Genomic DNA, 22385 nt, shown 5'->3' on the forward strand with positions numbered 1-22385 from the left:
TGCGTGGCGAGCGCTACGCGCTGACTCTATCTCTTGGGGGCGTTCTCGTCGCGGACGGACTGGGCGCCCTCGACGAACATCTTCGTTGGGTGGTCGTTGCACCACTTCCGCATCCAGAGATCCAGGGCTGATATGTCGACCCTGATCTGGGTATCGGTGTTCTCCTCGTAGGCCGGGTTGTAGCCGGTCACGAAGCCCATGATCCATTCGTGGTAGGATCAGCTCGGCGTAGAACGTGCAGCCATCTTGTGACTTCCGCTGAACGGTTGCGCCAAGTGGAGCCTGGCCCACGGCGGCGATGAACTGGCCGCAGGATCTCTGCCCGACCCCGAGCGTCATGACTCCGGCCTGGCCAGCGAGAGCCGGACTCGCAAAGCAGATCGCAATGATCGACAGCCAGAGCCGCATCGTCCCGCCCCCTGAAACAAAAGACCCCCTTTTCGGGGGGCTCTCCTTAGTAGGACACATCGATTTTGTGGAAATGCAACGGGTCTTGGAAGAGGATCTTGGGACCACTCCGTTGCAGAAAATGCAAATTAGCCGCGGTGGGCTTCGCCCAGTCCAATGCCCAGCTGATGCGCTTTCGCCCGCAATGCGGGGACGCTGCGCTTCATCGTCTTCGCCACCTTGCCGATCGGCGTGCGCGCCTTCGAGTACTGCTTCAGAGCTTTGAGATCGTCGCGGGTGTAGGCCCTGCGAATTTGGGTCTGCTTCTTCTTAGGTAGCAATTGTCGTCTCCATTTTGAACTAGCAGGGACCTGCCGGAGCAATCTGGCAGGATTGTGCAAACTCACTGCAGCTCGCAAGCATCGACAGATGTCGAAGTGGCGAACCTACAAAGGCAATTGCAGCGAGCGCTCCGCGCTGACTAACTACCTCGACGGGAGGGCCCCATGGAGATCGCAGGCTTCGATCTGGAGGAGCTGCACAGGCTGATCGAGTTGCGCGCCGAGGTCGACCGTCTGCTACAGCAGCGCCGGCACGATAGGCCGCGCCGGATCATGACCTGGCTGAAATGGCGCCGCCGGGCTGAGTTGCGCCGCCAGAGCGGTGTGGTATCTCGCCATGGTGTTGAAGACCTAAGAGAGTAGGGCCTACGTGCAGCTCTGGCGCGCTGTGGCTTCGCCTGGCGGTCCGGCGCACCAGGAGCGCTGCCACTGCGACCAGCAGCAGCATTCAGGAGCAGCGCTTGCAGGAAGTGCTCGGCCAAGGTGAGCGTGCAATGAGCGGCGATCGCTGTCCTTTGCGATGCGGGAGGCTTCTCCGCGCAGGAGATCCTCAAAATGAAGTAACGGAACGGCTCAAGTTCAGTCCGACGAAAATGAAAATCTCGTGGCGATTGATGCGGGAACAAGTGGCAATTCCACGGGTTTTCGATCCGTTCGTGTTGCATGGTTATGCGCCGAGGCAACGATGAAGACCAAGCTATCCGGGAAGTTGTCACACCACGCTAAGATGGACGCCTCCGCTCAGCAATTTTTCAAGGAGGCGACGGCCTGCCGCGAGGAAGCGACTCGGTGCCTAGACCAGGTCGATCGAGAAGGCTGGTTGAAGCTTGCGCACGAATGGACGGAGCTCGCGCTCGCTGCCGAGCGGGGCCAGATTTTCCGCCGGGATTAGCGATGGATGCGTCCCGGCAGGACGTGTCGATTGCTGAATTGAGCCCCCGACCGCAGGCTGCCTTGCGCCGCGCCTTGGCGGGCCGCACGGCCACGCGGGATAACGTCCAGTCGCTGACGCAGCGCGACCTCTTTATGCTCGTGGGCGTTGGCCGGCGGACGTTAACGAGATTGTTAACTGGGCGGCGGCGAACGGCCTGCGGTTCCCACGCGGGTAGCGAGGCGCCTGTTGAATTGCCGGAGCCCCCCTGGAGCCGGGGCCGTATCTCTACCGTTGTCATATCGGAGAAGCGTATGCGTTCCTTGCCCTCGATCCCGCCGGCCGACCGCCTCGACCGCAACATTGCTGAGTGCCGCGAACATGCTGAGCACTACAAGAGACTTTCTGACCATTACAAGAGACTTTCTTCCGCGAGCGGCATCTCCAAGGACCGCGCCACCGCTCTGAGAAACATTGCCCGAACCTATGTCGGTTTGGCCGGCCAACTCGATAGACTGGCGTCCCTTGCGCGGAACGAGCAAAGGTAGGTGCCGCTTGCGGATGTCCGGATCTCGATGACCTACGGCCGAGCGATGACGGCGCGACTATCTGTTACGTAGTGGGGGAGTATCGTCCGCCAGCCTATCGCGAAGGCGCTCACCAATCTCCTCGCAGATCGCCCGGCTCGGAGAGGGATCTTGCAGACGGGAGGGACGGAGGTCGGCCATGGCTGCCACCGCTGTCCGTTGATGCATGGCACTCTGCGGTCTTTAACGCGCGAGACTAGTCCTAGCTCCGACCAAGCCACCATTATTTCGCGTAATCTCATCCGCCCGGCGCAAACAGCCCCGTGGTTCTCCGACTGCGAATGGTTTTCCGCGATATGATACTTTCCCCCTGGCTGGGGAGATATCAAAATGTCTACCTACCTACGTTTACACAAACTCAATTTGCATCCGAAAGTCAACCGCATCAACGCGGCTTATGAGCAAGCGTTGCACGCGCTTTGTGTCAAGGATCGCGACGACCCGCTGACGGAAATGATTGCAAACAAGATCATCAAGATCGCCCAAAGCGGCGTCCATGATCCGGCAGAGATTGCGCGTCTGGCTATCGAACAACTCGAGATGAGGTAACTGAGTGGGAGCGGGGCTCTTAAGCTGCTTCGTGAGCTCAGCTTAGCAACTTTCGCTCCTGCAGACAGTTGCCTCAGATCACCGGCTAAGGCTGACTTTCGGTAGCTAAGGTGGCTGAGAGAGCGATCGCGCTCCTTAGGGAGCAACACAATGCTGAGACGGCTTCGTTTCAAAAATACAACTTTGGAAGAGCTGCTCGTGGCGGGGCAGCGTCTGCGGGAGCGGACAGGAATTTCGTCCGGCAGGGGCCGATTGGTCCGCCCAACACGACGAGCTAAGGCCGCTTCTCACCTGAGAGACTGCCTGGTCTCGCCGGGACGTTCCGAAGTGAAGAGCGGCCCCAGTTGGCGATCTTCCCATTCCCTGTAAGCGAAGGGAAGAACGACGGTCCCTACATCTCGGTGCGGTTGAAAGGAAATATGAGCGCGAGAAGCGGCGGCTTCGCGTTCGTGATCAGCTATGAGAGCAACGCGGGCGCCGTTAGTCCCGCGATCAAGATCGGCGGATCACCCATTCAAAGACCTTCGGTGAAGCCGAGCACGCCTGTAATCGGATGCTGGACATCTAACCGACGTCAAGCCAACCGCACCACCAGACCCGTCGCAGCGGGGGTGGCTTCCAGGCCAGCAATTTACGGTGGTCAATCGCCGCTCTCCGTTGCGCTGTCGCACTCCTTCTTGTCGTGACTAGCAACCGCAAGGCCGCGCGAGGAACGATTCAACAAAGCGTGAGTTCGTCATAAAATTAAGGAAGAAAGCAAGAGGATGAATCGATGACACGATCTGTGGTGGAGTTGAGACGCGAGTCCGAGCGCAGCCGCGCGGAGCTGGCGGCGACGGTAAGTCAATTGAAGGATCAGATGTCGGACACCGCCGACGACCTTCGCCATAAAGTCTCGCCAGCGCACATTAAAGCCGAAGTCACCGAATACGTCAGCCACAAGACCCAGAGCTGGCTCGACGGGCTCAAGCAACAGATCATGGACAATCCGATGCGGGCAGTGGCCGCCGGCACTGCATTGGGCGTTCCGTTGCTGCGTTTGGTGCGGGGTGCGCCGTTGCCCCTTCTTATGATCGGCGCCGGACTTGCCCTGACTTCGAAGACGGTGCGGGATCGCGCTGCCGATGCCGCCGATCCGATCATGGACAAAGCCGGTCGGATGCTTGAGGAGACGACGGAAGGCGCCCTGGACATGCGGAGTGACGCCAAGGAGACGCTATCCTCCGCTCAAGCCCGAGCCGCCGGCATGGCTGGTGAAGCGCAGGAGAAGGCCGCTGGTCTCGCCGCTGATCTCCGGGCGAGTGCCTCGGGGGGCGCCGATTTCGCAAGTGAAAAGCTCAAGAGCGGCATGGATGCAGCCAAGGATGCCGCTGCGAAGGCGCCTGATCAGGCGCGACAGGTCGTTGGCGACAATGCCGCACTCATCGCAGGTCTGGGCATCGCGATCGGTGCCATCGTTGCCGCCGCTCTTCCCGAAACCAAGGCTGAGGCCAAGGTGATGGGAGCGGCAAGCGACGAAGTGAAGCAGGCCGCGGCCGCAGCGGCGCAATCCGGTTTCGAGGCAGCGAAAGACGCAACCAGTTCGGCAGCCGATGCTGCGGCGCAAAAGGTCGCCGATGCTGATCTCGGCAGCCACGCCAGCCGTATGACGCAAAACATGGCGGACACACTGAAAGAGGCTGCCGACGACGTGGTCAAAGCCGCCTTTAGTCCCTCTCCGACCAACAGTTAAAGGAAAATATCATGAGCGATTTAGACCCGCACAACGTGACGCAGTTTGCAAAAAATCAGAACAAAGGCCCCGCGAAAGACCTGAAAGAGCAGATCGGCGATGCTGGAGCAGAGGTGAAGCAGCGTACGGGCGATGCCTTCCAAGCCTCGGCCGATCTTGCGCAAGAGAAGTTCGGCGAGGCTGCGGATGCAGCAAAGGGTGTCGCTGAGGGAACTGTGGATCAGATCCAGAGTCAGGCGCGCGAGCAGCAACGATCGGGCGCCGACTTCATCGAGCGCCTCGCAGGCAACATCCGCGATGCCGGCCGAGCCTTTGAAACTGACGTGCCGTTCGCCGCACGTGGCATCGATTCCGCCGCCGACTATGTCGAGGATGCCGCCCAGAAGATTCGGGAAGGCAGCTTCCGAGATCTCGTCGAAGGCGCGACTGATTTCGCCAAGCGTCAGCCTGCGGCCTTTCTCGGGATTTCAGTGCTGGCAGGGTTTGCTGCCGTCCGCTTCTTGAAGGCATCCGGCGGACAGTCCTCATCCGCAGGGCAGCGCGAGACAAAGGGCAGATCGTCGTCGGGAAGCAGTCAAAAGACGGGGGGAACCTCGTTCTCGGCGGGAGGACAAGCCCGGGCCCCGGAGTCCGTGCGGCGCGACCCTAATACCCAGCAAAACCCAACCTCACAGGGCAGCACGGTACCATGAGCATCGAGCGTGATATTAAAACTACCCAAACCGAGTTTAAAGCGATCTCGACCCTGGTTGGTGATGCTATGTCGCAGTTCGCCAAGCTGTTCCAGAATGAGATAGACCTCGCAAAGGCGGAGCTTGGCGACAAGCTTCAGAAGATCGGCGGCGCCCTGGGCTTGATCGTCGGCGGCGCCGTTCTGGTCATCCCGGCGATCGTGATGGCTCTGTTCGCCCTATCCGCCGCATTGATCTCCGGGGGATGGTCGCAGCCGGTCTCATATCTGATCTCGGCAGTTATCGCGGCGGCCATCGCCGCCGTGCTCGTCGCCGTCGGCATCAACCAGCTTGACGTGCGGCATCTGGCCCCCCGGGAAACGATTGGCCAGTTGGAGAAAGATAAGGACACTATGAAGGGAATGGTGCGATGAGCAGCACAAATACTAGTTTTATGGACAATCTGGTGGCCGCTGCCCGGGAAAACCCGCTTGCCGCCGCCCTGATCGGAGGCGGAGCACTCTGGCTGTTGGCCGGCGATCAGAAGGTAAAGACGACGGCACCTTCGGCCGCGGAGGCCGTCGCACCCAACGCCGGTATTGGGACAAGCGGTCTGAGGGCGGCGGCATCCGCCGTCAAGCAGGCCGTCGCGCCTCCGACCGCACCTGAAATGGAGGACGAGAGGTCGTTCGACGCCGGAGAAACTTTTCAAGGCGCGGCCGCTGCCGCTTCCGATGCGGTTTCGGGAGCTGCCGACAGCGTCCGAGATAGTTTGGGCGAGGGCGTCGCCTTCGCGCAGGAGACCTTCAGCAAGCTAGGCAAAACGTTTCCGGACAGAGAAGCTATAAACAGCGCGAAATCGTCACTCGCAGATATGCTTGAACGGCAACCCCTCGTGCTTGGGGTCGTGGGGATCGCGATCGGTGCAGCGGTTGCGGGCGCGTTTCGCGCGTCCGAGATCGAGAACAAGTATGTCGGGGAAGTCAGCGACGACGTGAAGGCTGATCTGAATAGGCGCGCCGGTGCGATCTCGCAGGCCCTACGTGAAGCCTCGGACACGGTTGTTGCAGAAATCAGCGACACCAGTGCCGAAGTTTTAGATCGGGTGAAGCAGACCGGCATGGACGCCATGGCAGCCGCCCGTGCGGAGGTGAAGTCTCCTTGATGAGACGAACAACGCGAGGGGCGTGCTAAGCATCAACCGCGTGCCCCCTTCATGGACGTGGTCAGGCGGGATGCTTCCCGCTCGGTTGCCTTTTGCTCTTCAGATTGCGCGCCGGTGCCTGCCGGCGACGAAACCATAAACAAAGAGCACGATGATAGCGCCAACCACTGCACCGATGAGTCCCGCGCCTTCTCCAGGACGGTACCAGCCGAGAGCTTGGCCAAGGTAAGTGGCGACGAAGGCACCAATGATCCCGAGGATGGTCGTAAGGATGAATCCGGAGGGTTCGTTGTCGCCTGGCATGATGAACTTGGCGATCACCCCGGCGATAAAGCCGATAATAATGGTCCAGATAATGCTCATTCTGCGTTTCTCCTGAATCGATGACCACGACACTAGCTAGGAGGCGGATAGACCCCCCTCAGGCGTGTACCTGTCGATTGCCTGGGGAAGCTCGCGCGACAACCTGGCGAGAATCTCCTCTTGAGAAAGACCGGTTTCCTTCTCAAGCTTGTCCAACATGTCGGGGCCGATTGCTTGCCGCAGTTGCAAGGGCGAGATTTCCTTGTTGGGACCCGAGCTGACCCAAGACCGCGCCGCGTCCCCGTGGCCATTTTCGTCGAACTTCTCCAGCAGCTCGCCGATACCGCCCTGCAGCAGCCCTCCGACGCCTGCTCCGCTCAGCAAGCCCAATAGATTGCTTAGCAGGCCGCCCAGCGGTTGTTGGGCATTGGCTGGCTCGAGAGATCCAGCGCCGGGACCTCTGAGAAACTCTGCCAGCTTGTCTCGATGCTGATACCCGGCGATGGCGAGCAGTCCGAGAAGGGCAGTCATGGACGGCATTCCGCGGTTCATCCTGGAACTCCGTGATAGTATTAGACAGGTCGAACTCGGAAGATTTGGCTCCGTTCCTAAGGGCAACACTTGAGCTCGTTAATGAAGGATTGCCTTGAGGTGGCTTGCCGTGTTCTCCCAGTTCTCCAGTCGGGGCCGCATCTCGCCGTCGGGCTTCTTGACCGGCGTCTTCATCCACGTCATTCGCTCGTCGATGATCTCGGAGACGGTCTTGCCACGCTTGGCTTTTGCGACTTTCCGGTCACGGAAGGTCTCGACGAGGGCGCCGCCACCCATGGCCTTGAGGCCGTAAACCTTGCTGCGGGCGTCCTCGACGGTGAAGGTTTCGGGATTATAGATGCCGAGCCAGCCAGTGCGCTGCTTCCCCGGTCAACCTGTCCGTTAACTTGAACAAGAACGTGGCGACACCACCGCGGTGATGCTGACGTAGAGACCAGGGCCTTTCCGGTCGTGGAGCTAAACCTTTCCCGCCCATGGGGCATCGAAATCCGGCCTGGACGTCCAACCGCACACTTGCTGCAGATAAACTTCGGCTCGAGATCTGACAACCGAACGTCGTCAGGCCATTGGTCGACCGTCTCCGGCGCCAGGGTGATGTGGTGGCCGCAGCGATAGTCGGCACAGTAGTTCAGCAGGCCGCGCGTGCCGCCGCGTCGATCGCAAGCATCACCCTCAAGCTCTCGTCCATGGTACCTCGCATACAGGACGGCCCCCGCGGGGGCAACGCGGAGGCTGCTGTTGAGGCGCCTCAGGCCGGGGAAACCTGAAGCTAGAGAGAAATCTCTGGCCCGCAGGATGGTTCCTGCCTTTGACGGCGAAATGCGAATCAGCTCTCGGCGTTAGGGTATCTTGACGCGCAAGGCAGCGAGGCCCGCTGGCGTGATTCGGTACGTCCCTGCCGTGCTCCCACGCTCAATCCAGACCTTGGACAGCATATTTACGATGGTGCGCTGGCCGGTGGGCTCAAGGGCTCTCAGCGTCAGCTCGCGACCCGCCCGCAGTTTTTGCAATGCATCTCGCTCCGAGCTGGTCGGCAGATGGCTGGCACGCGCTGGCATCTATTTCTTGGCCTTCAGTCCGAGTCGCCCGTGGGTTAGAGCGGCATATCATTGATCGGCTCACGCGGCTTGCTCTTGCATAACGCGTACGGCTAAACGCGCGATCGCCTAAGGTCAAAGCGAGTAGGTGGTAATCACTGGAAGCTTGCCGGTTTGGGCTTGCCGCTTCGCATTCTCTAGCGCTTTCAGCCGCTCGGTGGGTGACCGCCCCTCCAGCCATCTGGAAGTGATGACGGTCCCAGAGACTACATAATCGCCGCATGCAGCGCAGTGAAAACCATCGCCGTCATGAGTTTTCGGCAGCGGCTCAGCAGGTTTCGCGCAGACTGCGCAACGCATCGCTTCACTCCAGTTTTAGGTTGGCGAGACCAGGGCGCGCTAGAATCGGCGGGACCATTCGTCCAGCAGTCTTTCGATCTTGATTAATAGCGCCATTTCAGCCGCGCCAGCCTCGATCTTTTTCTTCGAACGTCGGAGAAACACCGTTAGATCATCAGCAAAGTCAAAGGGTCTACGTGGTGATGTGGATTTGCTTGCGGCGCCAGTCGTATAGTTCTTTGGCCATGTCGGGCTGGATACGAACCATAACCGGGTCCCCGGTCACGCTAGGACGCTTTTGTGAGGAAATAATACCAATGACTAATCTCAGCGATGCCGCCACCATCAAAATTGACCTCTCCACGCCTTTTTGCGCCCAAACCTATTACGTCCATCTCCGAGCCGAGGGTTGCGATCCCATTATTGGTGCGGGCGACTGGGCCGCGCGCCACGACCCGAAGGGTACGCTGCGGCTAGAGCACGCCCGGGCGGACGACGAGATCATCCTGCTCGGCGCCCGCCGGTAGCTATCCTGCGCAACGAACCGAGTCCGCTTCCGGGGGCGGGCTGCCGCTTTCCCAAGAGCCTTTCATTTAGTCACACGGGAACCGTGATTTCGATTGTCCCTTTTGAGAAGGGCGCGCTAAGCGTGTCCCAGCAGGGGACGTCACATGTCAGACAGGGCCCGCGAGTTTATCGATTTCTGGGTAGAGAACTGCATACATGCAGTCGAACAGGACCATACTGCGGGCGCGTCGCAGGATTTGCCGGAACTCTCGCGGCGTCTCATCGAGGCTGCCAAGGGGCAGGGCATTTCAGAGGCCGACCTGCGGGCCGCGATTGGCGACATCGCCGCCTATATCGAAGAGCTTCTGAGGGCGGTCAACAGGGCTGAAAGCGAGCGACGTCAGCCTATGTAGGCTCTGTCCAACCTGCGGACATCGCCGGGCTCTAGGTTGAGTTCTTCGAACATTCGCTGCTGCTCTGCGGTGATTGGGATATCCAACACTTCCGCGGTCCAGCCTTCTGGAACGGCAGCGAGAACCAGGGTCGGCGCCTGGCTCGGCTTGGCCAGCGCAATCCAGATCTCAGTTTTTGCGTCGTCCGAGGCTACCTCAACGACAGTAAAACTTTTGCCGAACGACTCCGCCATCCACCCCCAATTCAACAGCTCGCTACTCGTTTCTACTTGCGCAGATAAGAAACCGCAGCATGGCCGATTGGGCTATTGAGTGAGAGTAGCCCGTTGAACGAATCGAGCTTTCGATGGACTTATAGAAAAGACCATCGGAATGTCCGCCGTGCCCAACCAGAACGAGCGCGTAGAACTCGCGATGAAGATTCTGGCGTGTCGCCAAAAGTTGCGGCGGGTTGGCTGGGACGTGGAACAGACCGAACGGCTACGCGCAGAGATAGAGCGGCTAGACCGCAAGCTCCGCGAGATGGACGAGTAAGGTCGCTCGGCAGGATTCTTCCGTAGCTCGTCTAACGCTGACCGGAAGCACCGCCCCCCGGGCCCCGTTTTTCCGTTTGGCCGGACTGTATATTCTCCAGCGCCGTCGGCGGCTGCAGACCGGGAGAGGTCAACCATTCATTGATGTGCGAGGCCGTTTCGGCCTGGCGAGCTCGCCTGAGGTAGAGCTCCCGCTGGGTGCCGGGCGGCAATTGGGCTGCAGCCTCCCTGAACCGCGCAGCCTCCTCGGCCAATCTCTCTTCAAATGTTTTCGTATGCTTGGTTCGGTTGCGACGCTTGATCATGCGCTGCACCTTTCCGTCAGAGGAAGGCGGGAGCGCATTGTCGCGTTCTCATCACCGATGTTTGCCACAATACCGCGCGGTGATGGGTGATGGCATTAAACTAATCAGGGTCATGATTGGTTTCTATATCCTTTGTTAAGTCATTGATTTATTCTGAGAACTACTCAACTGTGCTAACTACTCATTTTACTGGAAACACAACATTACCCGGCCCAAGGGCCCGTGCGGTGTGTGGAATAGTCTTATCAGGCAGTTGATTCGCCACGGCCGTCGGCGTCGGCCGGCGAGGTAAGCAGAGCAATCCTTCTCAGGGGCGCGCTCCTGCCCAATCCAGCAAACGACAACCAGCGCGTACTACATCCGCGCGGCCTACGCCGTGCCGATGCCGCGCGGTATTTGGGAATGTCCCCCAGCCATTTCGATGCCCAGCGCAAAGCCGGCAATATTCCGGCGCCGAAGCAGATGCTCGGCGTGGTGCTGTGGGACCGAAACGACCTCGACCGCCTGTTCGATTGTGTATCAGTCGCGAATGACAACGAGGACTATTGGGACAGCCGGCTTCGCCCCCGACTCGGTGCTGATCGGTTGGCGGAGAGGCAGCGCCAACTGGGCGCTTAGAGCGACGCTCGGAGAAGCCGCCAAGCTGACGGTGGATGAGACTAAGACCTGTTCGCTCGTTGGAAGGCCTTTTCTTCGTCGGCGCTCTGCGCTTCTGTACGTTTTTCCGATGGGGCCGCTATATCCCTAGCCGCCGGCCTCGCAAACTCTCCTGCGGGGCCCCCGGACGATCCTGACCGGCGAGACATAAAACGACGCACCCGAGCACGGGGGCTGTCATGAGCGGTGTCTGCATAAAATGTGACCGCGGCAAGCCGCGCAAGCCGACGCAGATGCTCGACGTTCGCGGGCGCGAAGCCAAGGCGGCCGTGACTAAGTGGACGGCCTCGCTAATCCCGGCTCAAAGGAGAGGGGCGGCCAGCGCACCGCGCTGAAGTCGCGTGTTACTCGCACGCGGCAGGCACTCACACGCCTATCGCGGGCGGGCATAGGTCGTCGCGCTGTTCACCGCGATAGATCCGCCTGCAATCAAAGGCCGAACCCGGGGGCGGACCTGGGAGGATCAACCCGGCTCGCGCCGGCGAAGAACTGAAGGACGCGTCGTCCAGGATGCCGTAGGATCGGCATTCACTGCGCGGCCAGGATGCAGGCACCTCGCGTGACCTGCAGGACGGCTCCCCACTGTCGGATCGGTTTGGAGCGATGTCTGCCGCTGCGACGGCAAGCGCACGTAAAGCCCACAACGTAGCCCGGGCTGACCCGTCACAGGGTTGTGTCGATCCGACGAAAGCTCTCGACGGTCCTAACGTCGGTGCATGTAGCTTCCCTCTGGCAGGGCAAGCACAGCCCCCAACTGCGAGCCTTCATCGGTGCATAGACTAAAGATAGGGACGACAGATCGAGAGAGTAACGTCCCGACCAACCTTGAAGTGCGAACCGAACAGGCGCCGCAATCCTGCTGCCCAGTCCTGATTGGGTAGGACCAAATCGGCGCCTACACGCGGTGCTCAGCCGATACCGCTTGATCGCGAGCGGAATCGGCCCTTCGCCAAACGGCCATCACAAGAAGAAGCCATGATCACTTCTGGACTGGCGGCCGTGCATCTCGCTGCGGCCGCGACGACGACTGCCCTGCAAGTCCCGCCCGCGCCTCCGCCGGCTCCGGTGCAAACGTCCACGGCGCCGGCCGCCGCGGCAGCGACGACCACACTCGCCGAGCTTGCGGCTGCGTACCGCGATCTCTGCACGCAGCTGCGCGTCGAGGGCGCGACTGGCGAGCGCACCCGCATCCTTGCGATCGAGGCGGCCGCATATCGGACGCCCAGGACGACAGGATGACGCGCTCCTCGGGTGCCGAGAGGGTCTCGTCGTTCAGCACGTCGTCCGGAGACGCATAGTGCACGGCGGGGTGGAAGAAGGGATTGAGATCGCCGGAATTCGTTCTGGCATTGGTCATCGCCGGCCTCCCTTACGCTCCTTTCAATGGGTAGGTGTGATGGACGGCGGGCGCGAACCCGCCGTCGCTGGACTTCGATCCGGAAGCGGTCAGGCCGCCTTCTTCTGCTCGATCTGCGTCGAGAAGGCGCGCGCGATCTGAATCCTTCGCGGCTTCATGGCCTCGGGCACATCGCGGACCGGGTCGATGATCAGCAGCCCATCCTGGAAAGAGGCCTGCTTCACTTGGACATAGTCGGCGAGGTTGAAGACGCGCCGGAACGGTCGCGCGGCGATGCCCTGATACAGGAATTCGCCGGCCGGCCTGTCGGGCTTCCTGCCCTCGATCGTCAGCGCGTTCTGCTCGGCGGTGACCGTGATGTGGTCGGAGCCGAAGCCGGCCACCGCGAGCGTGATCCGGTAGTTGTCCTCGCCAGAGCGTTCGATGTTGTAGGGCGGATAGTTGTCTTCGGTCGCCTGGCGCAACGCGCTGTCGACGAGGGCGGCCAAATGGTCAAAGCATGGTGGAGCGCCAGAGGGGCGCGAAGTCGAAGGTGGTCCTCATATCCAAGTCCTCCTAGGAGCAAGATGGTTACAAGAAGCGCAGGGACGGCTGTCCGAGACACGCCGGCCGCGCCCGTGGCGGACCCTGGAAGGCGTCCGGCACACCGCTCTCGCGGCGAAAAATGACCTAGAAAAACGCAAGAATGGTTCAAGAGGTCGGCTGAAAATTTCTTGCGTCCGGAGGTCCGGCGGTGCCGATGGTTAACGCGCGGTGGCCCGAAGGATCGGCTGCACCACTACTGTCTTGACAGGTTTTCCGCACCGAATATTTTCTGCCGCGGGGAGCTCGCTTTCCCATTTCTCGAACCGCAAAGGACATGGAAGACCGTCAGGAGAGGCGACGATGCTCGACGAAGATTTTGCCCGTATCCGTGCGCACCGCAACAACATCCACCGCTATCGCAGCCTGCTGAAGACGAAGCTGTCGGACCTAGAGCGCCGGTTCATCGAACGGCGCCTGGCCGAGGAGACTGCCTCGCTCGAGGCGCTGACTTCCGAAACCTTCCCGATCGCATTTGTCCCGCCTCAAAGGCCGAGCGCGGGGGTGGCGTCATGACCGATGTCAGGGGACCTGCTGATCCGCGGCAGCGAGAAGGTGATCGACCACTATCGACTGCTGCTGGCGAGCGCGAAGACGGAGCGGGAGCGCCAGCTCTACCTGGGTCGGATCGAGCGCGAGGAACGGCTTCTGGGTCAGCTCCAGGGTGGGGTGCCGAACAGGGTGGCGGCGTGACTTCTCCGGACGGCGAGGATCGATTTGCGGGGTTCGACGTCGTGCTGAAGCGGCGCGGGCGGAGCCGATGGAAGTGGGCCGTTTCCACCGCCGCGGGCGAGGTCGTCATGTCCGGCTCGGAGTGCAGTCGCGCAGGCGCGAGGTACAGGGCCGAGCGCGCTCTCTTTCTTCTGCTTTGCGCAAGCGCGTCGCGGGCGGCGGCCGGAGGAGGATGACGGGCAACCGGCTAGGAACCTTGGTTGTCGTCAGCCGGTTGTCGGGTTCTCGACCCGCGGAGACCGATTCCGATGCCTGACTATCCGAAGCCGCCTTACCCCAGTCAGAAGCAGCCGATGCCCGGGTCGACCGCGCAAATGGACCCGCGCCCCGATCACGGAGAGACCAGCTACAAGGGGGCGGGCCGCCTGAACGGCAAGCGGGCCATCATCACCGGTGGCGACAGCGGAATAGGAAGGGCGGTCGCTATCGCCTTCGCCCGCGAGGGCGCAGATATTCTGATCGCCTATCTCGATGAGCACGACGACGCCAAGGAAGTTGCGGCCCTCGTCGAGGCGGAGGGACACAAGGCCGTTCTAGTCGAAGGCGATCTGAGGTCTGCGGACCATTGCAGGAAGGTCGTCGATCGGGCGGTCCGGGATCTCGGCGGCGTCGACATTCTCGTCAACAATGCCGCGCATCAAGCGACATTCAAGGATCTCGGCGACATCAGCGACGAGGAATGGCGAATGACGTTCGACGTCAACATCCACGCCATGTTCTTCCTCGCGAAGGCCGCCGTGCCGCACATGGAGCCGGGTGGCGCGATCATCAATACGGCTTCCGTGAACTCGGACATGCCCAACCCCACGCTCCTAGCCTATGCGACAACCAAGGGCGCTATCCAGAACTTCACAGGCGGGTTGGCCCAGATGCTGGCGGACAAAGGCATCCGTGTGAACGCGGTGGCGCCCGGGCCGATCTGGACGCCGCTGATCCCATCGACCATGCCCGAGGATACCGTGAAGAATTTCGGCAAGCAGGTGCCGATGAAGCGGGCCGGGCAGCCGGCCGAGCTGGCGACGGCCTATGTGATGCTTGCCGATCCCCTATCGAGCTACACCTCCGGCACCACGGTCGCGGTGACCGGAGGGAAGCCCTTCATCTGATGCCGGGCCTGCAGCATCTAGTCACGCCGGAGTTCGGCGGCGTCGAACTCGAGCTGGAGACCGTTGACGAAAAGCCGGAGCGCGCCCACCCGCCGAATTTCCTCACAGAGCGGCCGACGCCCGGCCCAGCAGTGCCTATCAATCAGCATGGCAAAGTGTGGCTTGACGGGCTCGGCTACATGAAAGCTGGCAAGCGCTGGCGCAACGGTTATGACAAGGTGGCAGGGATTGCGCATGCCGGTTGATCTAGCTGACTACACCAGGCTGATCCGTGACACTCTGAAGCGCGGCAGGTTCTGCTGCGTCTACGTGGCGGCGGTCGAATCGTTTTGCAGGATCGGTTATGCGGAAGATCTGATCGCAGCGGTCCCCAGACTTCAGCGCTCGTCACCTTCGCCTGTGACGGTGGACAGCGCGCTATGGGTGCCCGATAAGGGAATAGCAATGGTGGTGGCCAGAGCGGTCCAATGTGATTTGGCTCCACATCAAAAACCGGGAGGCTGGTTCGATACAACGGCGGATCGCGCAACTGTCGCGCTCGGCATCGCTGCGTTCCGCATATATCCGAGCGCAATCATGGTGTGGCATAATCAGCTTATTGACCAATGGCGGGCCCGCGGCGCGGCTTGACTGATGTTATCGAGGCCGACGACCTCTCAAAAGTTGCTTCGTTTGGAAGTAGAGGGAGGCATCTTTCAAAGCTGCTTCCTCGTCTTTAGACTTCTCTTGGTCAGATCCCTCGTACCTAACTCCTATCGTGCCTTTATAGGTGGGGTCCGCGTTCACCGCTTTCAACACACCATCGTAAGCCTTGCTCCAGTCCTTGCTCATTCGGGTGGCTTGTCCGTCCATGACCAAGTTCGCGGCTTTTTTTTGCGCGGCCTCATACTCCAACCCTACGAAATTCTTATTTGCGCTCAGGGCAGCAACAGCCCCTGCAATAAAGGCGTCGGCTTCGATGAAGTTATTTTCGTCGCAGGAGAGGTTCCGCCAGTCCTGGATCGCATGCGTGGATTCATGCACTGCGTGCATCATAGCCATGTCAGGCGCAAATCCCTTATACAAGATCAGACGATCGATGTCGCTGCGATAGTGGCCACCTAAATTTGACAGGAGTCCGGCGTCTACCTCGAAGACATCGATCTTTCTGTCTTTCACGAGCAGCTTGATCGCGCCGTACAGATCAGGCGTATATTCCAGGTGTGTTTTAGGGCTGGTGAAATTGATCTTACCCACATTTCCCATTCCTAAGGCGGCGTTGAATAGCTTCAGGTCTTCGGCTTTAACTAACGCTCTTGCTGAGGACTTGAAAAAGAGATCCCTTTTGTAAGCGATTCTGGCCCATGCTTGCAGGTCAGCATTTGCCTGTTCGCTCAACTTAGCCCTGAACAGCATAGCCAGGGCCTTTCCCTGCTTTCCCGTGATTCCTTCCTCTGCGCTTACAGTCGGAAAAACAATATCGTCGAGGGTCTTCGCCGTGATAATTTTGCTAAGTTTTCCGCCCGTCGCCTTCTCCCAGCGTTTTGCCAAGGCTTCATCGTTGGACGTGAGCTCCTTGAGAAAGTTCGCGTCGGCCTCGGCGTCCTTGTCGCGCTTGTCACCCATTGCCAACCTCCTGGTGAGCTGGATCGATGTGGGCTCGAACTTCGGTCTTTCCAAGTCTACCTTGGTGCGACGTTTTGGACCGCGAAGAGGTAGGTCAGCCATCGATTCTTACGTAACTGCGACGGATGAACGCAGAAGCGGTAAGGCATCTTGATTGCGTACAATTGTCATTTCTATAGTCGCTACTTCAACGAGCATGGAATTCTCGCGGGTCATCGCGTGACAGTCGATTGGACTGTCATTCGTCAATAGCCATAGACGAAAAGCGAGACCGCATGAGTGGCGAATTTGCGGTTCGTAATATTGTCGCGCGAGTAGGCAAGTGGCGAACGTCGAAGATCAGTTTCCGCGTGCGCAGGAGCCGCTGATCATCTTGATTCACGGGACCTGGGCAACAAAGTCTTCTTGGACAATGCCGGACAGGTCCACGCTCGTAGCAGCTATTACGCGGGAAATTCCTGGCGTGGTTGCATTTCATCGATATTGCTGGTCGGGTCGTAACCGTGTTCGCGATCGAATCGAAGCGGCCAATCGTCTTACCCGGCTTATTCAGCGTGAATTGGAAGCGCCGGGGCGCTTAGTGTTTCTCCTAGCGCACAGCCATGGCGGCAATGTCGCCATGAGGGCTCTCGAGGGTCTTTCCGATGATCATAGAAGGTCTGTTAGACCGATCCTAATGGCAACGCCGTTTTTGAACACGGTACGTCGGTTTGACGTCAGGGAAATCTTCAGGTTGTTGCCGGCAGATATTCAGTCGAGTTTCCCCAGCTTTTGCCTGCTCGGCTTCTTGATAACCTATTTCCTATTGGTCTCGCTGCTCCAGGAAAAGTTCGTCCCAAGAGATTATCAGATCCCGCTGATGGGTGGGACTTTCCACTTTTGGCAATTTCCAATCTTGGTGTTGATTTGGGTTGCGCCGTTCGTCCTTTTCAAGCGTCTCTGGCGCATTCTTGTTGATCTCCTAGCTTCCGGTGTGGAGGACGATAGGAAGCATCGCGCTGGCCAACAGATGACCCTCGTACTTGCATACTCGCAGGATGAGGCCTTCCAAGCCCTATCGATTGTCGTTAACCTTATGTCCTTGGTCCATCAAACGTTCTTTATGTGCGTCTTGGGATTTACATGGGCTCTTTCGAAGGCCAAGCCTATCGATTGGCTTTTAATCGGGCTTGGTCTGGTTGTCCGGTTTGCAATTCTTGCAATGCTTGCAATACGGGTGGGAGCAGGAACGCTCTTGGGGATCGTCAATGCCATTTGGCCAAGCCTCGGCGTACGCGAATCGATTCTTTTCGCCGCTCTCAGAGAGTTTGATCACTACGTCTGGGTCGCGTTCGAATTTTCGGTATCGTTGCTGATCGCCAGTATGTTCATCGTCGCGATACTGATCGAAACAGTATTCATTAGCTTGATGGTCGTCGGCGCAATTCGCGTTGCAATATTCGTCGCAATGGGTGTGCTAGATCAGGTGCGGAATCGGAGCGAGTTCTTCAATGCTGCAGTAGGCGGTGTTGCCATTTCGATGATTCCGGATGGAGGTGCCCGTTCTGAACTGATCGAAGGGCGGGCGCTGTTCAATCACGTGAAGATCTATGACGACCCGCAAGCTGTAGGCTTGATCGTCCAATCAATACGAGAGCAAATGGCCGGTCGGCCGTTGGCGCTGACGCCTTAGCGGGCGCATGGACTATGTGGGCGGCCATCTTCGCATGCCTATCGGCGCTCGCTCGGGGATAGTCGATATGGCAACAACTTAAACGCCATCTTGACCTTTGCAGCCGCGCGGCTATTATTGACCTGCAAATCACATTGAATGCCGAACTGCGCCCGCCCGGACCTCCGCGGCGGGCTTTGTCGTTTCGGCCGGTCATGATGGTCGGGGCTGCTTTCGGTCTCGGCTACATTGCCGGAGGATGCGCTCAGCGCGGGCGATTACCTGATTGTCCAAGTGCCGCTCAGCCTCACAGGAATCCCGGAAGTCTTCGCGAAGGCCGTCACGGCCTACCGTGATGCGCTGGAAGCCCACATGATGGGGAGACCTGGAAAGCCGGCTCCCGTCGCTCCTAGCGTCGTTGCCATGGTCGTGGAGCGGCAGCCTCAAGAGGGCCCGGTCGCCGACCGTGGGCCGGACCGGTTCGTCATCCTGCCCTACACCATCATCGACGACACGCCGCGGACGCCGGAACAGCAACTCGCGATCGACACTCTGCGGGACACCATCATCAAGTAACCGGAGGCAGGCGCTCAAACCGCCTGAGCCGATGTGAATAAAGAAAGCGCCAAAAACCTATCAGGGCCTGGCCCAGGTCGCCCGAAGGGCTCGGTAAACAAGACCACGGCCCTGCTCAAGGATGCCATTCTCGAGGCCGCTACGAAGGCTGGAGGGAAGGGCGGTTTGGTCGCCTTCTTGGAAAAGCAGGCGAAGAAAGAGAACAACGCCCCGTTCTTGGCCTTGGTGGGTAAGGTGCTGCCCATGCAGGTGACGGGCGAGAATGGCGGCGCTGTGGTCGTCGAGATCAAGCGCTTTGCGGATTAGCCTGCCGAACGGCTGGGAGCCTCGGCGGTACCAGCGGCCACTGTGGAATTACCTGGAGAGGGGCGGCAAGCGGGCTATCGAGATCGCTCATCGCGCTGGGGCAAAGACGATGTGGCCTTGCATCGCACCGCCATTGCCGCGCATGAGCGGGTCGCGTCGTACTGGCATTGCCTGCCCGAGTTCACGCAGGCCCGCAAGGCAGTGTGGACGGCAGTCAGCCCGCACACCGGGAAGCGCAGAATAGACGAGGCTTGCCGCCGAGATCATGTCGGAGAATTTCACGTCCAAGACCATGCTCGAGATGTCGCAGCTCGACATCGAGACGGACGCGGACATAGCGGCCAAGATCAAGCCCCTAGGGTCAAAGTTCGGCGCTTATTTACAGGATGGCGCGCTGAAGTCTGAGACCAGTGCTGACACGGCTCGCCACAGCCGCCGTCTGGAGCTTGAACGAAGCAAGACTATCGAAGAGCTGCTCCTCCACCGATTTCGGTGCTGCTCGCGTCGACGTGGCCGAAGGCGACGAGCGATGAAGTCCCTTGAGGCGCTCTTCGAGCGCAGACGAGCTCTTGCTGAAACCGCGCGTATGGGTGACATCCTGGCCGCGCGAGCGAGCCGGGGCGACCGCCTGGGGAGGCAATTCTGCCGGTGCAAGGCCAATCATTGGAAAAGTGCTCGAGCTTTATCTGTAATATAGGCTTCGAATATCTCATTTTTCAGAGCGCGCATTTTCTGAACCAGGGCGCGGCCAAGATACCTCGCGCAGAGACGGCCTACTTCAAGAAGAAGCTCGAGCCGGACATCGATGGCGGGGAGATCCAACTTGTGGGCGAGGTGGACGAAATCAGGAAGCAGCCGTTCCTTGCCGAGGCCGCTGCCTTGCTGTTTCCGATCAATTGGCCCGAGCCGTTCGGGCTCGTCATGATCGAAGCGATGGCGTGCGGGACGCCTGTGATTGCCTACCGAGCGGGTTCGGTGCCCGAAGTAGTGGAAGACGGTGTCACTGGCTTTATCGTGGATAACGAGGAGCAGGCGATCAGGGCGGTGTACGAACTGGGCCGGCTGGACAGAAGAGTGGTCCGCGCCCGGTTCGAGGAGCGTTTCGCCGCAAACCGAATGGCGAAGCTGTACGAAAGCCGATATCGCGAGATGCTCGCTCGCGGCGGACGCGAAGAATTCGAGAAAGGGTCAGCCATATCTCGCCCCGCAGTCGGAACGGCTTCGGAGTCTCTTCGTTGAGTTGCCGATCAGGAGGCTCGCATGAAAACCATTCTTTCCGCGACGGCGGCTTTTGTTCTTCTCGCGACGGCGGCTCTTGCGGACGAGGTGCCTCCTCCGCAGCCGAAGATCCAGCAGGTCGGCGACTCCGCGAAGCCCGCGGAAGACTGTTCGAAGCAGGTTTGGCCGCATTTCTCGCAGGCTTGCCTCCGCTCTGAAGGCAAGGGAACTTCCGTCCGGCTCGTGACCACCGAACGTCGCTAATGGTTGGGTCAGGATCGAAGCCTTGGGGACATATTCCGACTGAAATAGCGATTGGGAACAAGTGGCAATCGCGGACGTTGGGAGCTCGGCATCTGAACGGGTGCGGCTCACGTTTGAGGAGATAATCGATGAAAAACTTTCTTGCCGTCGCTCTGCTTGGCACTGCCGTGATCGGCGGCGCCGCGTTCGCGCAGTCCACTCAGCCGGCCGATCGCGGCGTGCCGGCGGCGGCCAGCGCCCAGTCGGCCGATGCGAAGATGGCGCTCAAGGGAAATTGGCGCGCTTCGAAGCTGATGGGCCTGAACGTCTACAACGAGACCAACGAGAAGCTCGGCGACATCAATGAACTGCTCGTCGACAAGAGCGGCAAGATCAACGCGGTCGTGATTGGCGTCGGCGGCTTCCTCGGCATGGGCGAGCACGACATCGCCGTATCAATGGACAAGCTGAAGTTCGTCGAAGAGCCGGTCCGGACCAGCTCGAGCAGCACTTCGACCACCTCGCGCGACACCACCACCGGCGCCGCTTCGACCACCACGAACCGCAATGCGAACGATTGGGTCCCCGACCACGCCGTCATGAGCGGCAACAAGGAGCAATTGAAGGCGCTCCCGCAGTTCAAATACTCGGACTACAATTAGTGCAACAAGAGCTTACGGAAAAAAGGGCCCCATGCTGGGGCCCTGTTTTCTGCCTGTCGCGGCCAGCGGCCTAGAGGGTCCCAAAAAAGGCTCGCCCGGTGTGCGGGCGAGCCTTCAGCTGCTGTTCGCTCAGTGCCTGTGAACTATCCAATAGCCGACGCCGCCAACAACGAGCACGGCGGGAACGCCCACAAAATTAGCACAGGCATCCTCTCCTCCAATTGCTGTCAGAACGTTTTCGCGAGGCCGGCTTTGGCCCTGCGATAGCCGTTTACTGCTCGGTGCAGACCTTAGTGGTCTTCACGGCGGACTCGGCTTCCGTCTTGGTCTTGAAGACGCCGTCGCCAACGACCGTCGTGGTGGTCGTCGTCGGCTTGGTGTCAACGACGGTGCACTTCTTGGTGGTCGCGTCGCGAACGATATAGAACTCGGCGGCGCTGGCGGCCTGGGTGCCGAGGGCGAAGGCAGCGAGAGCGCCGCACACGATGAGCTTCTTCATGGTTTTCCTCCAATGGCTTTTAAGTAGTCACTGCCAACGAGGGGGCTCGCGCGAAGTTCCGTTTATTCCCGATAGTTGGAAGGGGACGCCGCTCCGTCGCGGACTGATTCCGCCGAAAACTGAAGAATTTTCGGCAGCGCGGTCTCAGCCCATTTGCCGAAACTTCCCGTTCTGGAACCTGACTCTTCGTCCAGTGTTGTTCGGGACCGCCGCAGTCGCGCTCGCGACTTCGGCGCTCGCGCAATATTCTCCGAGCACGTCGAGCTCCAATCCGTCGGTTACGCAGCGTCAGCAGGATTCCACATCGGCACCGCCGCCGTGCTCTTTGACGTCGACACCGTCGTCCAGCTCCTCTTCGGGATCCGCGCAGACCAATCCTCCGACGAAATCGGCCCAGACGCAGCCTCCGTCATCGGCCGGCCAGAGCGCTGCGGGCCAGACGTCCAACTCCGGCACCAACACCACGCAGGCGCCGACTTCGAAACAACTTGACCAGAAGGTGCAGACGAGGAGCCCTCCAACCAGACCAATCCGCCTTCGAACCAGGCGCAGACCAACGCGCCTGCGAACAACCGGACGCTCCGGCTTCGGGCACCAATCAGGCCCAGTCCCCGACGGGTAGGAACCACCACGGCCCAGCAGCCGAACAGCCAGCAGACCACGGCCGATCGCTCGTCGAACACGAACGTGAATGCGTTTGTGAACGTCAACGACCAGGAACGGACCCGGATCAGGACGTCGATTTCGCACCTGAACCTGCAGCCCCTCAACAACGTGAATTTCTCGTTATCGGTCGGAACGGCCGTGCCGCGATGTACGTCTGATCCCACTTCGAAGCCGTCCGCCAGCCCTTCGCTGCTCCAAACTATAAAGAAAAGTAACAATGAGGAACACGCGCG

The 22385-nt window shown here is 60.0% G+C and carries 32 protein-coding genes and 2 pseudogenes; 23 read left to right on the forward strand and 11 right to left on the reverse strand.

The window, feature by feature from the left end; all coding sequences use genetic code 11:
- Positions 1-26: 26 nt before the first annotated feature.
- Both AB7008_RS13980 and AB7008_RS13985 read right to left on the reverse strand, forming a co-directional pair.
- On the reverse strand, positions 27-200 hold the full coding sequence (locus tag AB7008_RS13980; protein WP_212102016.1) for a hypothetical protein: 174 nt from the start codon (positions 198-200) through the stop codon (positions 27-29).
- Positions 201-536: 336 nt separating this feature from the next.
- The gene (locus tag AB7008_RS13985) at positions 537-728 is read right to left on the reverse strand and encodes a hypothetical protein (protein ID WP_212102014.1); all 192 of its coding nucleotides are present in this window, start codon (positions 726-728) and stop codon (positions 537-539) included.
- A gap of 165 nt (positions 729-893) precedes the next feature.
- On the opposite strand from AB7008_RS13985, the gene AB7008_RS13990 reads away from it, so the two are divergent.
- The 8 genes from AB7008_RS13990 (at position 894) to AB7008_RS14025 (ending at position 6303) form a co-directional block, all read left to right on the forward strand.
- Positions 894-1091, forward strand: a complete 198-nt coding sequence (locus tag AB7008_RS13990) for a hypothetical protein (protein ID WP_212102012.1) — start codon at positions 894-896, stop codon at positions 1089-1091.
- Between the two features lie 322 nt (positions 1092-1413).
- Positions 1414-1620, forward strand: a complete 207-nt coding sequence (locus tag AB7008_RS13995; protein WP_158332873.1) for a hypothetical protein — start codon at positions 1414-1416, stop codon at positions 1618-1620.
- A 293-nt stretch (positions 1621-1913) separates the two neighbouring features.
- A complete protein-coding gene (locus AB7008_RS14000; protein WP_051664935.1) occupies positions 1914-2147 on the forward strand; it encodes a hypothetical protein in 234 nt (77 codons plus the stop codon).
- Between the two features lie 369 nt (positions 2148-2516).
- Entirely contained in the window at positions 2517-2735 is a 219-nt protein-coding gene (locus AB7008_RS14005) for a hypothetical protein (protein ID WP_039146811.1), read from the forward strand.
- 772 nt (positions 2736-3507) lie between these two features.
- Complete coding sequence (locus AB7008_RS14010; RefSeq protein ID WP_039146814.1) at positions 3508-4467, forward strand: DUF3618 domain-containing protein; 960 nt, start codon at positions 3508-3510, stop codon at positions 4465-4467.
- 11 nt (positions 4468-4478) lie between these two features.
- Positions 4479-5159 (forward strand): hypothetical protein, encoded by a 681-nt coding sequence (locus AB7008_RS14015; RefSeq protein ID WP_212102010.1) that lies wholly within the window; start codon positions 4479-4481, stop codon positions 5157-5159.
- Positions 5156-5572: a phage holin family protein gene (locus AB7008_RS14020; protein WP_039146820.1), complete on the forward strand. Its 417-nt coding sequence runs from the start codon at positions 5156-5158 to the stop codon at positions 5570-5572. The genes AB7008_RS14015 and AB7008_RS14020 overlap by 4 nt, the downstream gene beginning before the upstream one ends.
- Positions 5569-6303: a hypothetical protein gene (locus AB7008_RS14025; protein ID WP_039146823.1), complete on the forward strand. Its 735-nt coding sequence runs from the start codon at positions 5569-5571 to the stop codon at positions 6301-6303. The genes AB7008_RS14020 and AB7008_RS14025 overlap by 4 nt, the downstream gene beginning before the upstream one ends.
- 99 nt (positions 6304-6402) lie before the next feature.
- Here AB7008_RS14025 and AB7008_RS14030 read toward each other — a convergent pair whose 3' ends face one another.
- The 3 genes from AB7008_RS14030 to AB7008_RS14040 all read right to left on the reverse strand — a co-directional run bounded on the left by AB7008_RS14030 (position 6403) and on the right by AB7008_RS14040 (position 7434).
- Positions 6403-6666 (reverse strand): GlsB/YeaQ/YmgE family stress response membrane protein, encoded by a 264-nt coding sequence (locus tag AB7008_RS14030; RefSeq protein WP_039146826.1) that lies wholly within the window; start codon positions 6664-6666, stop codon positions 6403-6405.
- Between the two features lie 36 nt (positions 6667-6702).
- Positions 6703-7158 (reverse strand): YidB family protein, encoded by a 456-nt coding sequence (locus tag AB7008_RS14035; protein ID WP_039146829.1) that lies wholly within the window; start codon positions 7156-7158, stop codon positions 6703-6705.
- A gap of 78 nt (positions 7159-7236) precedes the next feature.
- A complete protein-coding gene (locus AB7008_RS14040; RefSeq protein ID WP_039146830.1) occupies positions 7237-7434 on the reverse strand; it encodes a hypothetical protein in 198 nt (65 codons plus the stop codon).
- Positions 7435-8851: 1417 nt separating this feature from the next.
- On the opposite strand from AB7008_RS14040, the gene AB7008_RS14045 reads away from it, so the two are divergent.
- A complete protein-coding gene (locus AB7008_RS14045) occupies positions 8852-9061 on the forward strand; it encodes a hypothetical protein (RefSeq protein ID WP_038958498.1) in 210 nt (69 codons plus the stop codon).
- Between the two features lie 144 nt (positions 9062-9205).
- Complete coding sequence (locus tag AB7008_RS14050; protein WP_039146834.1) at positions 9206-9454, forward strand: hypothetical protein; 249 nt, start codon at positions 9206-9208, stop codon at positions 9452-9454.
- Here AB7008_RS14050 and AB7008_RS14055 read toward each other — a convergent pair.
- Both AB7008_RS14055 and AB7008_RS14060 read right to left on the reverse strand, forming a co-directional pair.
- On the reverse strand, positions 9442-9687 hold the full coding sequence (locus AB7008_RS14055; RefSeq protein WP_039146837.1) for a hypothetical protein: 246 nt from the start codon (positions 9685-9687) through the stop codon (positions 9442-9444). The genes AB7008_RS14050 and AB7008_RS14055 overlap by 13 nt on opposite strands.
- Positions 9688-10019: 332 nt before the next feature.
- Positions 10020-10292 (reverse strand): hypothetical protein, encoded by a 273-nt coding sequence (locus AB7008_RS14060; RefSeq protein ID WP_249155477.1) that lies wholly within the window; start codon positions 10290-10292, stop codon positions 10020-10022.
- A gap of 402 nt (positions 10293-10694) precedes the next feature.
- Between AB7008_RS14060 and AB7008_RS14065 the strand changes: the two genes are divergently transcribed.
- Positions 10695-10910, forward strand: coding sequence for a hypothetical protein (locus AB7008_RS14065; RefSeq protein WP_039146841.1), 216 nt, complete (start codon positions 10695-10697; stop codon positions 10908-10910).
- Positions 10911-11924: 1014 nt separating this feature from the next.
- Complete coding sequence (locus AB7008_RS14070) at positions 11925-12188, forward strand: hypothetical protein (RefSeq protein ID WP_039146844.1); 264 nt, start codon at positions 11925-11927, stop codon at positions 12186-12188.
- 207 nt (positions 12189-12395) lie between these two features.
- On the opposite strand, the pseudogene AB7008_RS14075 reads toward AB7008_RS14070, so the two are convergent.
- Positions 12396-12849 (reverse strand): annotated as a pseudogene (locus AB7008_RS14075) (Hsp20 family protein).
- Between the two features lie 342 nt (positions 12850-13191).
- On the opposite strand from AB7008_RS14075, the gene AB7008_RS14080 reads away from it, so the two are divergent.
- From AB7008_RS14080 to AB7008_RS14100, 5 genes are all read left to right on the forward strand, one after another.
- The gene (locus tag AB7008_RS14080; protein ID WP_039146847.1) at positions 13192-13404 is read left to right on the forward strand and encodes a hypothetical protein; all 213 of its coding nucleotides are present in this window, start codon (positions 13192-13194) and stop codon (positions 13402-13404) included.
- Between the two features lie 3 nt (positions 13405-13407).
- Positions 13408-13581 (forward strand): hypothetical protein, encoded by a 174-nt coding sequence (locus AB7008_RS14085; protein WP_200875136.1) that lies wholly within the window; start codon positions 13408-13410, stop codon positions 13579-13581.
- 287 nt (positions 13582-13868) lie between these two features.
- A complete protein-coding gene (locus tag AB7008_RS14090; RefSeq protein ID WP_039146849.1) occupies positions 13869-14726 on the forward strand; it encodes a glucose 1-dehydrogenase in 858 nt (285 codons plus the stop codon).
- Positions 14726-14971 (forward strand): hypothetical protein, encoded by a 246-nt coding sequence (locus AB7008_RS14095; RefSeq protein WP_039146851.1) that lies wholly within the window; start codon positions 14726-14728, stop codon positions 14969-14971. Before AB7008_RS14090 ends, AB7008_RS14095 begins: the two co-directional genes overlap by 1 nt.
- A complete protein-coding gene (locus AB7008_RS14100) occupies positions 14961-15356 on the forward strand; it encodes a hypothetical protein (protein ID WP_039146854.1) in 396 nt (131 codons plus the stop codon). Before AB7008_RS14095 ends, AB7008_RS14100 begins: the two co-directional genes overlap by 11 nt.
- A gap of 6 nt (positions 15357-15362) precedes the next feature.
- Here the strand turns inward: AB7008_RS14100 and AB7008_RS14105 are convergent, their stop codons facing one another.
- Positions 15363-16331 carry a hypothetical protein gene (locus tag AB7008_RS14105; RefSeq protein WP_148311906.1) on the reverse strand — a complete coding sequence of 323 codons (969 nt, stop codon included), beginning with the start codon at positions 16329-16331 and terminating at the stop codon, positions 15363-15365.
- A 322-nt stretch (positions 16332-16653) separates the two neighbouring features.
- Here AB7008_RS14105 and AB7008_RS14110 point away from each other — a divergent pair, with 322 nt between their 5' ends.
- The 6 genes and pseudogenes from AB7008_RS14110 to AB7008_RS14135 all read left to right on the forward strand — a co-directional run bounded on the left by AB7008_RS14110 (position 16654) and on the right by AB7008_RS14135 (position 20987).
- On the forward strand, positions 16654-18003 hold the full coding sequence (locus AB7008_RS14110) for an alpha/beta fold hydrolase (protein ID WP_080703842.1): 1350 nt from the start codon (positions 16654-16656) through the stop codon (positions 18001-18003).
- 273 nt (positions 18004-18276) lie between these two features.
- Positions 18277-18558, forward strand: coding sequence for a hypothetical protein (locus AB7008_RS14115; RefSeq protein ID WP_148311907.1), 282 nt, complete (start codon positions 18277-18279; stop codon positions 18556-18558).
- 33 nt (positions 18559-18591) lie between these two features.
- Complete coding sequence (locus AB7008_RS14120; protein ID WP_212102001.1) at positions 18592-18864, forward strand: hypothetical protein; 273 nt, start codon at positions 18592-18594, stop codon at positions 18862-18864.
- Between the two features lie 744 nt (positions 18865-19608).
- Positions 19609-20103: pseudogene (locus AB7008_RS14125) on the forward strand (glycosyltransferase); the annotation flags it as partial.
- A 21-nt stretch (positions 20104-20124) separates the two neighbouring features.
- Positions 20125-20346 (forward strand): hypothetical protein, encoded by a 222-nt coding sequence (locus AB7008_RS14130; protein ID WP_212101999.1) that lies wholly within the window; start codon positions 20125-20127, stop codon positions 20344-20346.
- A gap of 128 nt (positions 20347-20474) precedes the next feature.
- The gene (locus tag AB7008_RS14135) at positions 20475-20987 is read left to right on the forward strand and encodes a PRC-barrel domain-containing protein (protein WP_212101997.1); all 513 of its coding nucleotides are present in this window, start codon (positions 20475-20477) and stop codon (positions 20985-20987) included.
- Between the two features lie 271 nt (positions 20988-21258).
- Here AB7008_RS14135 and AB7008_RS14140 read toward each other — a convergent pair whose 3' ends face one another.
- Positions 21259-21486 (reverse strand): hypothetical protein, encoded by a 228-nt coding sequence (locus AB7008_RS14140; RefSeq protein ID WP_028156201.1) that lies wholly within the window; start codon positions 21484-21486, stop codon positions 21259-21261.
- 288 nt (positions 21487-21774) lie between these two features.
- Positions 21775-21933, reverse strand: a complete 159-nt coding sequence (locus tag AB7008_RS14145; RefSeq protein ID WP_212101995.1) for a hypothetical protein — start codon at positions 21931-21933, stop codon at positions 21775-21777.
- Positions 21934-22385 lie beyond the last annotated feature (452 nt).

The sequence above is a fragment of the Bradyrhizobium sp. 521_C7_N1_3 genome (assembly GCF_052075975.1).
GTDB classification, from domain to species: Bacteria; Pseudomonadota; Alphaproteobacteria; order Rhizobiales; family Xanthobacteraceae; genus Bradyrhizobium; species Bradyrhizobium japonicum.

What these genes read in the sequence shown, in the direction of transcription:
- AB7008_RS13980 (WP_212102016.1), bottom strand. Translation starts at nt 200, where the DNA reads ATGGGCTTCGTGACCGGCTACAACCCGGCCTACGAGGAGAACACCGAT.
- AB7008_RS13990 (WP_212102012.1), top strand. Translation starts at nt 894, where the DNA reads ATGGAGATCGCAGGCTTCGATCTGGAGGAGCTGCACAGGCTGATCGAG.
- AB7008_RS13995 (WP_158332873.1), top strand. Translation starts at nt 1,414, where the DNA reads ATGAAGACCAAGCTATCCGGGAAGTTGTCACACCACGCTAAGATGGAC.
- AB7008_RS14000 (WP_051664935.1), top strand. Translation starts at nt 1,914, where the DNA reads ATGCGTTCCTTGCCCTCGATCCCGCCGGCCGACCGCCTCGACCGCAAC.
- AB7008_RS14005 (WP_039146811.1), top strand. Translation starts at nt 2,517, where the DNA reads ATGTCTACCTACCTACGTTTACACAAACTCAATTTGCATCCGAAAGTC.
- AB7008_RS14010 (WP_039146814.1), top strand. Translation starts at nt 3,508, where the DNA reads ATGACACGATCTGTGGTGGAGTTGAGACGCGAGTCCGAGCGCAGCCGC.
- AB7008_RS14015 (WP_212102010.1), top strand. Translation starts at nt 4,479, where the DNA reads ATGAGCGATTTAGACCCGCACAACGTGACGCAGTTTGCAAAAAATCAG.
- AB7008_RS14020 (WP_039146820.1), top strand. Translation starts at nt 5,156, where the DNA reads ATGAGCATCGAGCGTGATATTAAAACTACCCAAACCGAGTTTAAAGCG.
- AB7008_RS14025 (WP_039146823.1), top strand. Translation starts at nt 5,569, where the DNA reads ATGAGCAGCACAAATACTAGTTTTATGGACAATCTGGTGGCCGCTGCC.
- AB7008_RS14030 (WP_039146826.1), bottom strand. Translation starts at nt 6,666, where the DNA reads ATGAGCATTATCTGGACCATTATTATCGGCTTTATCGCCGGGGTGATC.
- AB7008_RS14035 (WP_039146829.1), bottom strand. Translation starts at nt 7,158, where the DNA reads ATGAACCGCGGAATGCCGTCCATGACTGCCCTTCTCGGACTGCTCGCC.
- AB7008_RS14040 (WP_039146830.1), bottom strand. Translation starts at nt 7,434, where the DNA reads ATGGGTGGCGGCGCCCTCGTCGAGACCTTCCGTGACCGGAAAGTCGCA.
- AB7008_RS14045 (WP_038958498.1), top strand. Translation starts at nt 8,852, where the DNA reads ATGACTAATCTCAGCGATGCCGCCACCATCAAAATTGACCTCTCCACG.
- AB7008_RS14050 (WP_039146834.1), top strand. Translation starts at nt 9,206, where the DNA reads ATGTCAGACAGGGCCCGCGAGTTTATCGATTTCTGGGTAGAGAACTGC.
- AB7008_RS14055 (WP_039146837.1), bottom strand. Translation starts at nt 9,687, where the DNA reads ATGGCGGAGTCGTTCGGCAAAAGTTTTACTGTCGTTGAGGTAGCCTCG.
- AB7008_RS14060 (WP_249155477.1), bottom strand. Translation starts at nt 10,292, where the DNA reads ATGATCAAGCGTCGCAACCGAACCAAGCATACGAAAACATTTGAAGAG.
- AB7008_RS14065 (WP_039146841.1), top strand. Translation starts at nt 10,695, where the DNA reads ATGTCCCCCAGCCATTTCGATGCCCAGCGCAAAGCCGGCAATATTCCG.
- AB7008_RS14070 (WP_039146844.1), top strand. Translation starts at nt 11,925, where the DNA reads ATGATCACTTCTGGACTGGCGGCCGTGCATCTCGCTGCGGCCGCGACG.
- AB7008_RS14080 (WP_039146847.1), top strand. Translation starts at nt 13,192, where the DNA reads ATGCTCGACGAAGATTTTGCCCGTATCCGTGCGCACCGCAACAACATC.
- AB7008_RS14085 (WP_200875136.1), top strand. Translation starts at nt 13,408, where the DNA reads ATGTCAGGGGACCTGCTGATCCGCGGCAGCGAGAAGGTGATCGACCAC.
- AB7008_RS14090 (WP_039146849.1), top strand. Translation starts at nt 13,869, where the DNA reads ATGCCTGACTATCCGAAGCCGCCTTACCCCAGTCAGAAGCAGCCGATG.
- AB7008_RS14095 (WP_039146851.1), top strand. Translation starts at nt 14,726, where the DNA reads ATGCCGGGCCTGCAGCATCTAGTCACGCCGGAGTTCGGCGGCGTCGAA.
- AB7008_RS14100 (WP_039146854.1), top strand. Translation starts at nt 14,961, where the DNA reads ATGCCGGTTGATCTAGCTGACTACACCAGGCTGATCCGTGACACTCTG.
- AB7008_RS14105 (WP_148311906.1), bottom strand. Translation starts at nt 16,331, where the DNA reads ATGGGTGACAAGCGCGACAAGGACGCCGAGGCCGACGCGAACTTTCTC.
- AB7008_RS14130 (WP_212101999.1), top strand. Translation starts at nt 20,125, where the DNA reads ATGAAAACCATTCTTTCCGCGACGGCGGCTTTTGTTCTTCTCGCGACG.
- AB7008_RS14135 (WP_212101997.1), top strand. Translation starts at nt 20,475, where the DNA reads ATGAAAAACTTTCTTGCCGTCGCTCTGCTTGGCACTGCCGTGATCGGC.
- AB7008_RS14140 (WP_028156201.1), bottom strand. Translation starts at nt 21,486, where the DNA reads ATGAAGAAGCTCATCGTGTGCGGCGCTCTCGCTGCCTTCGCCCTCGGC.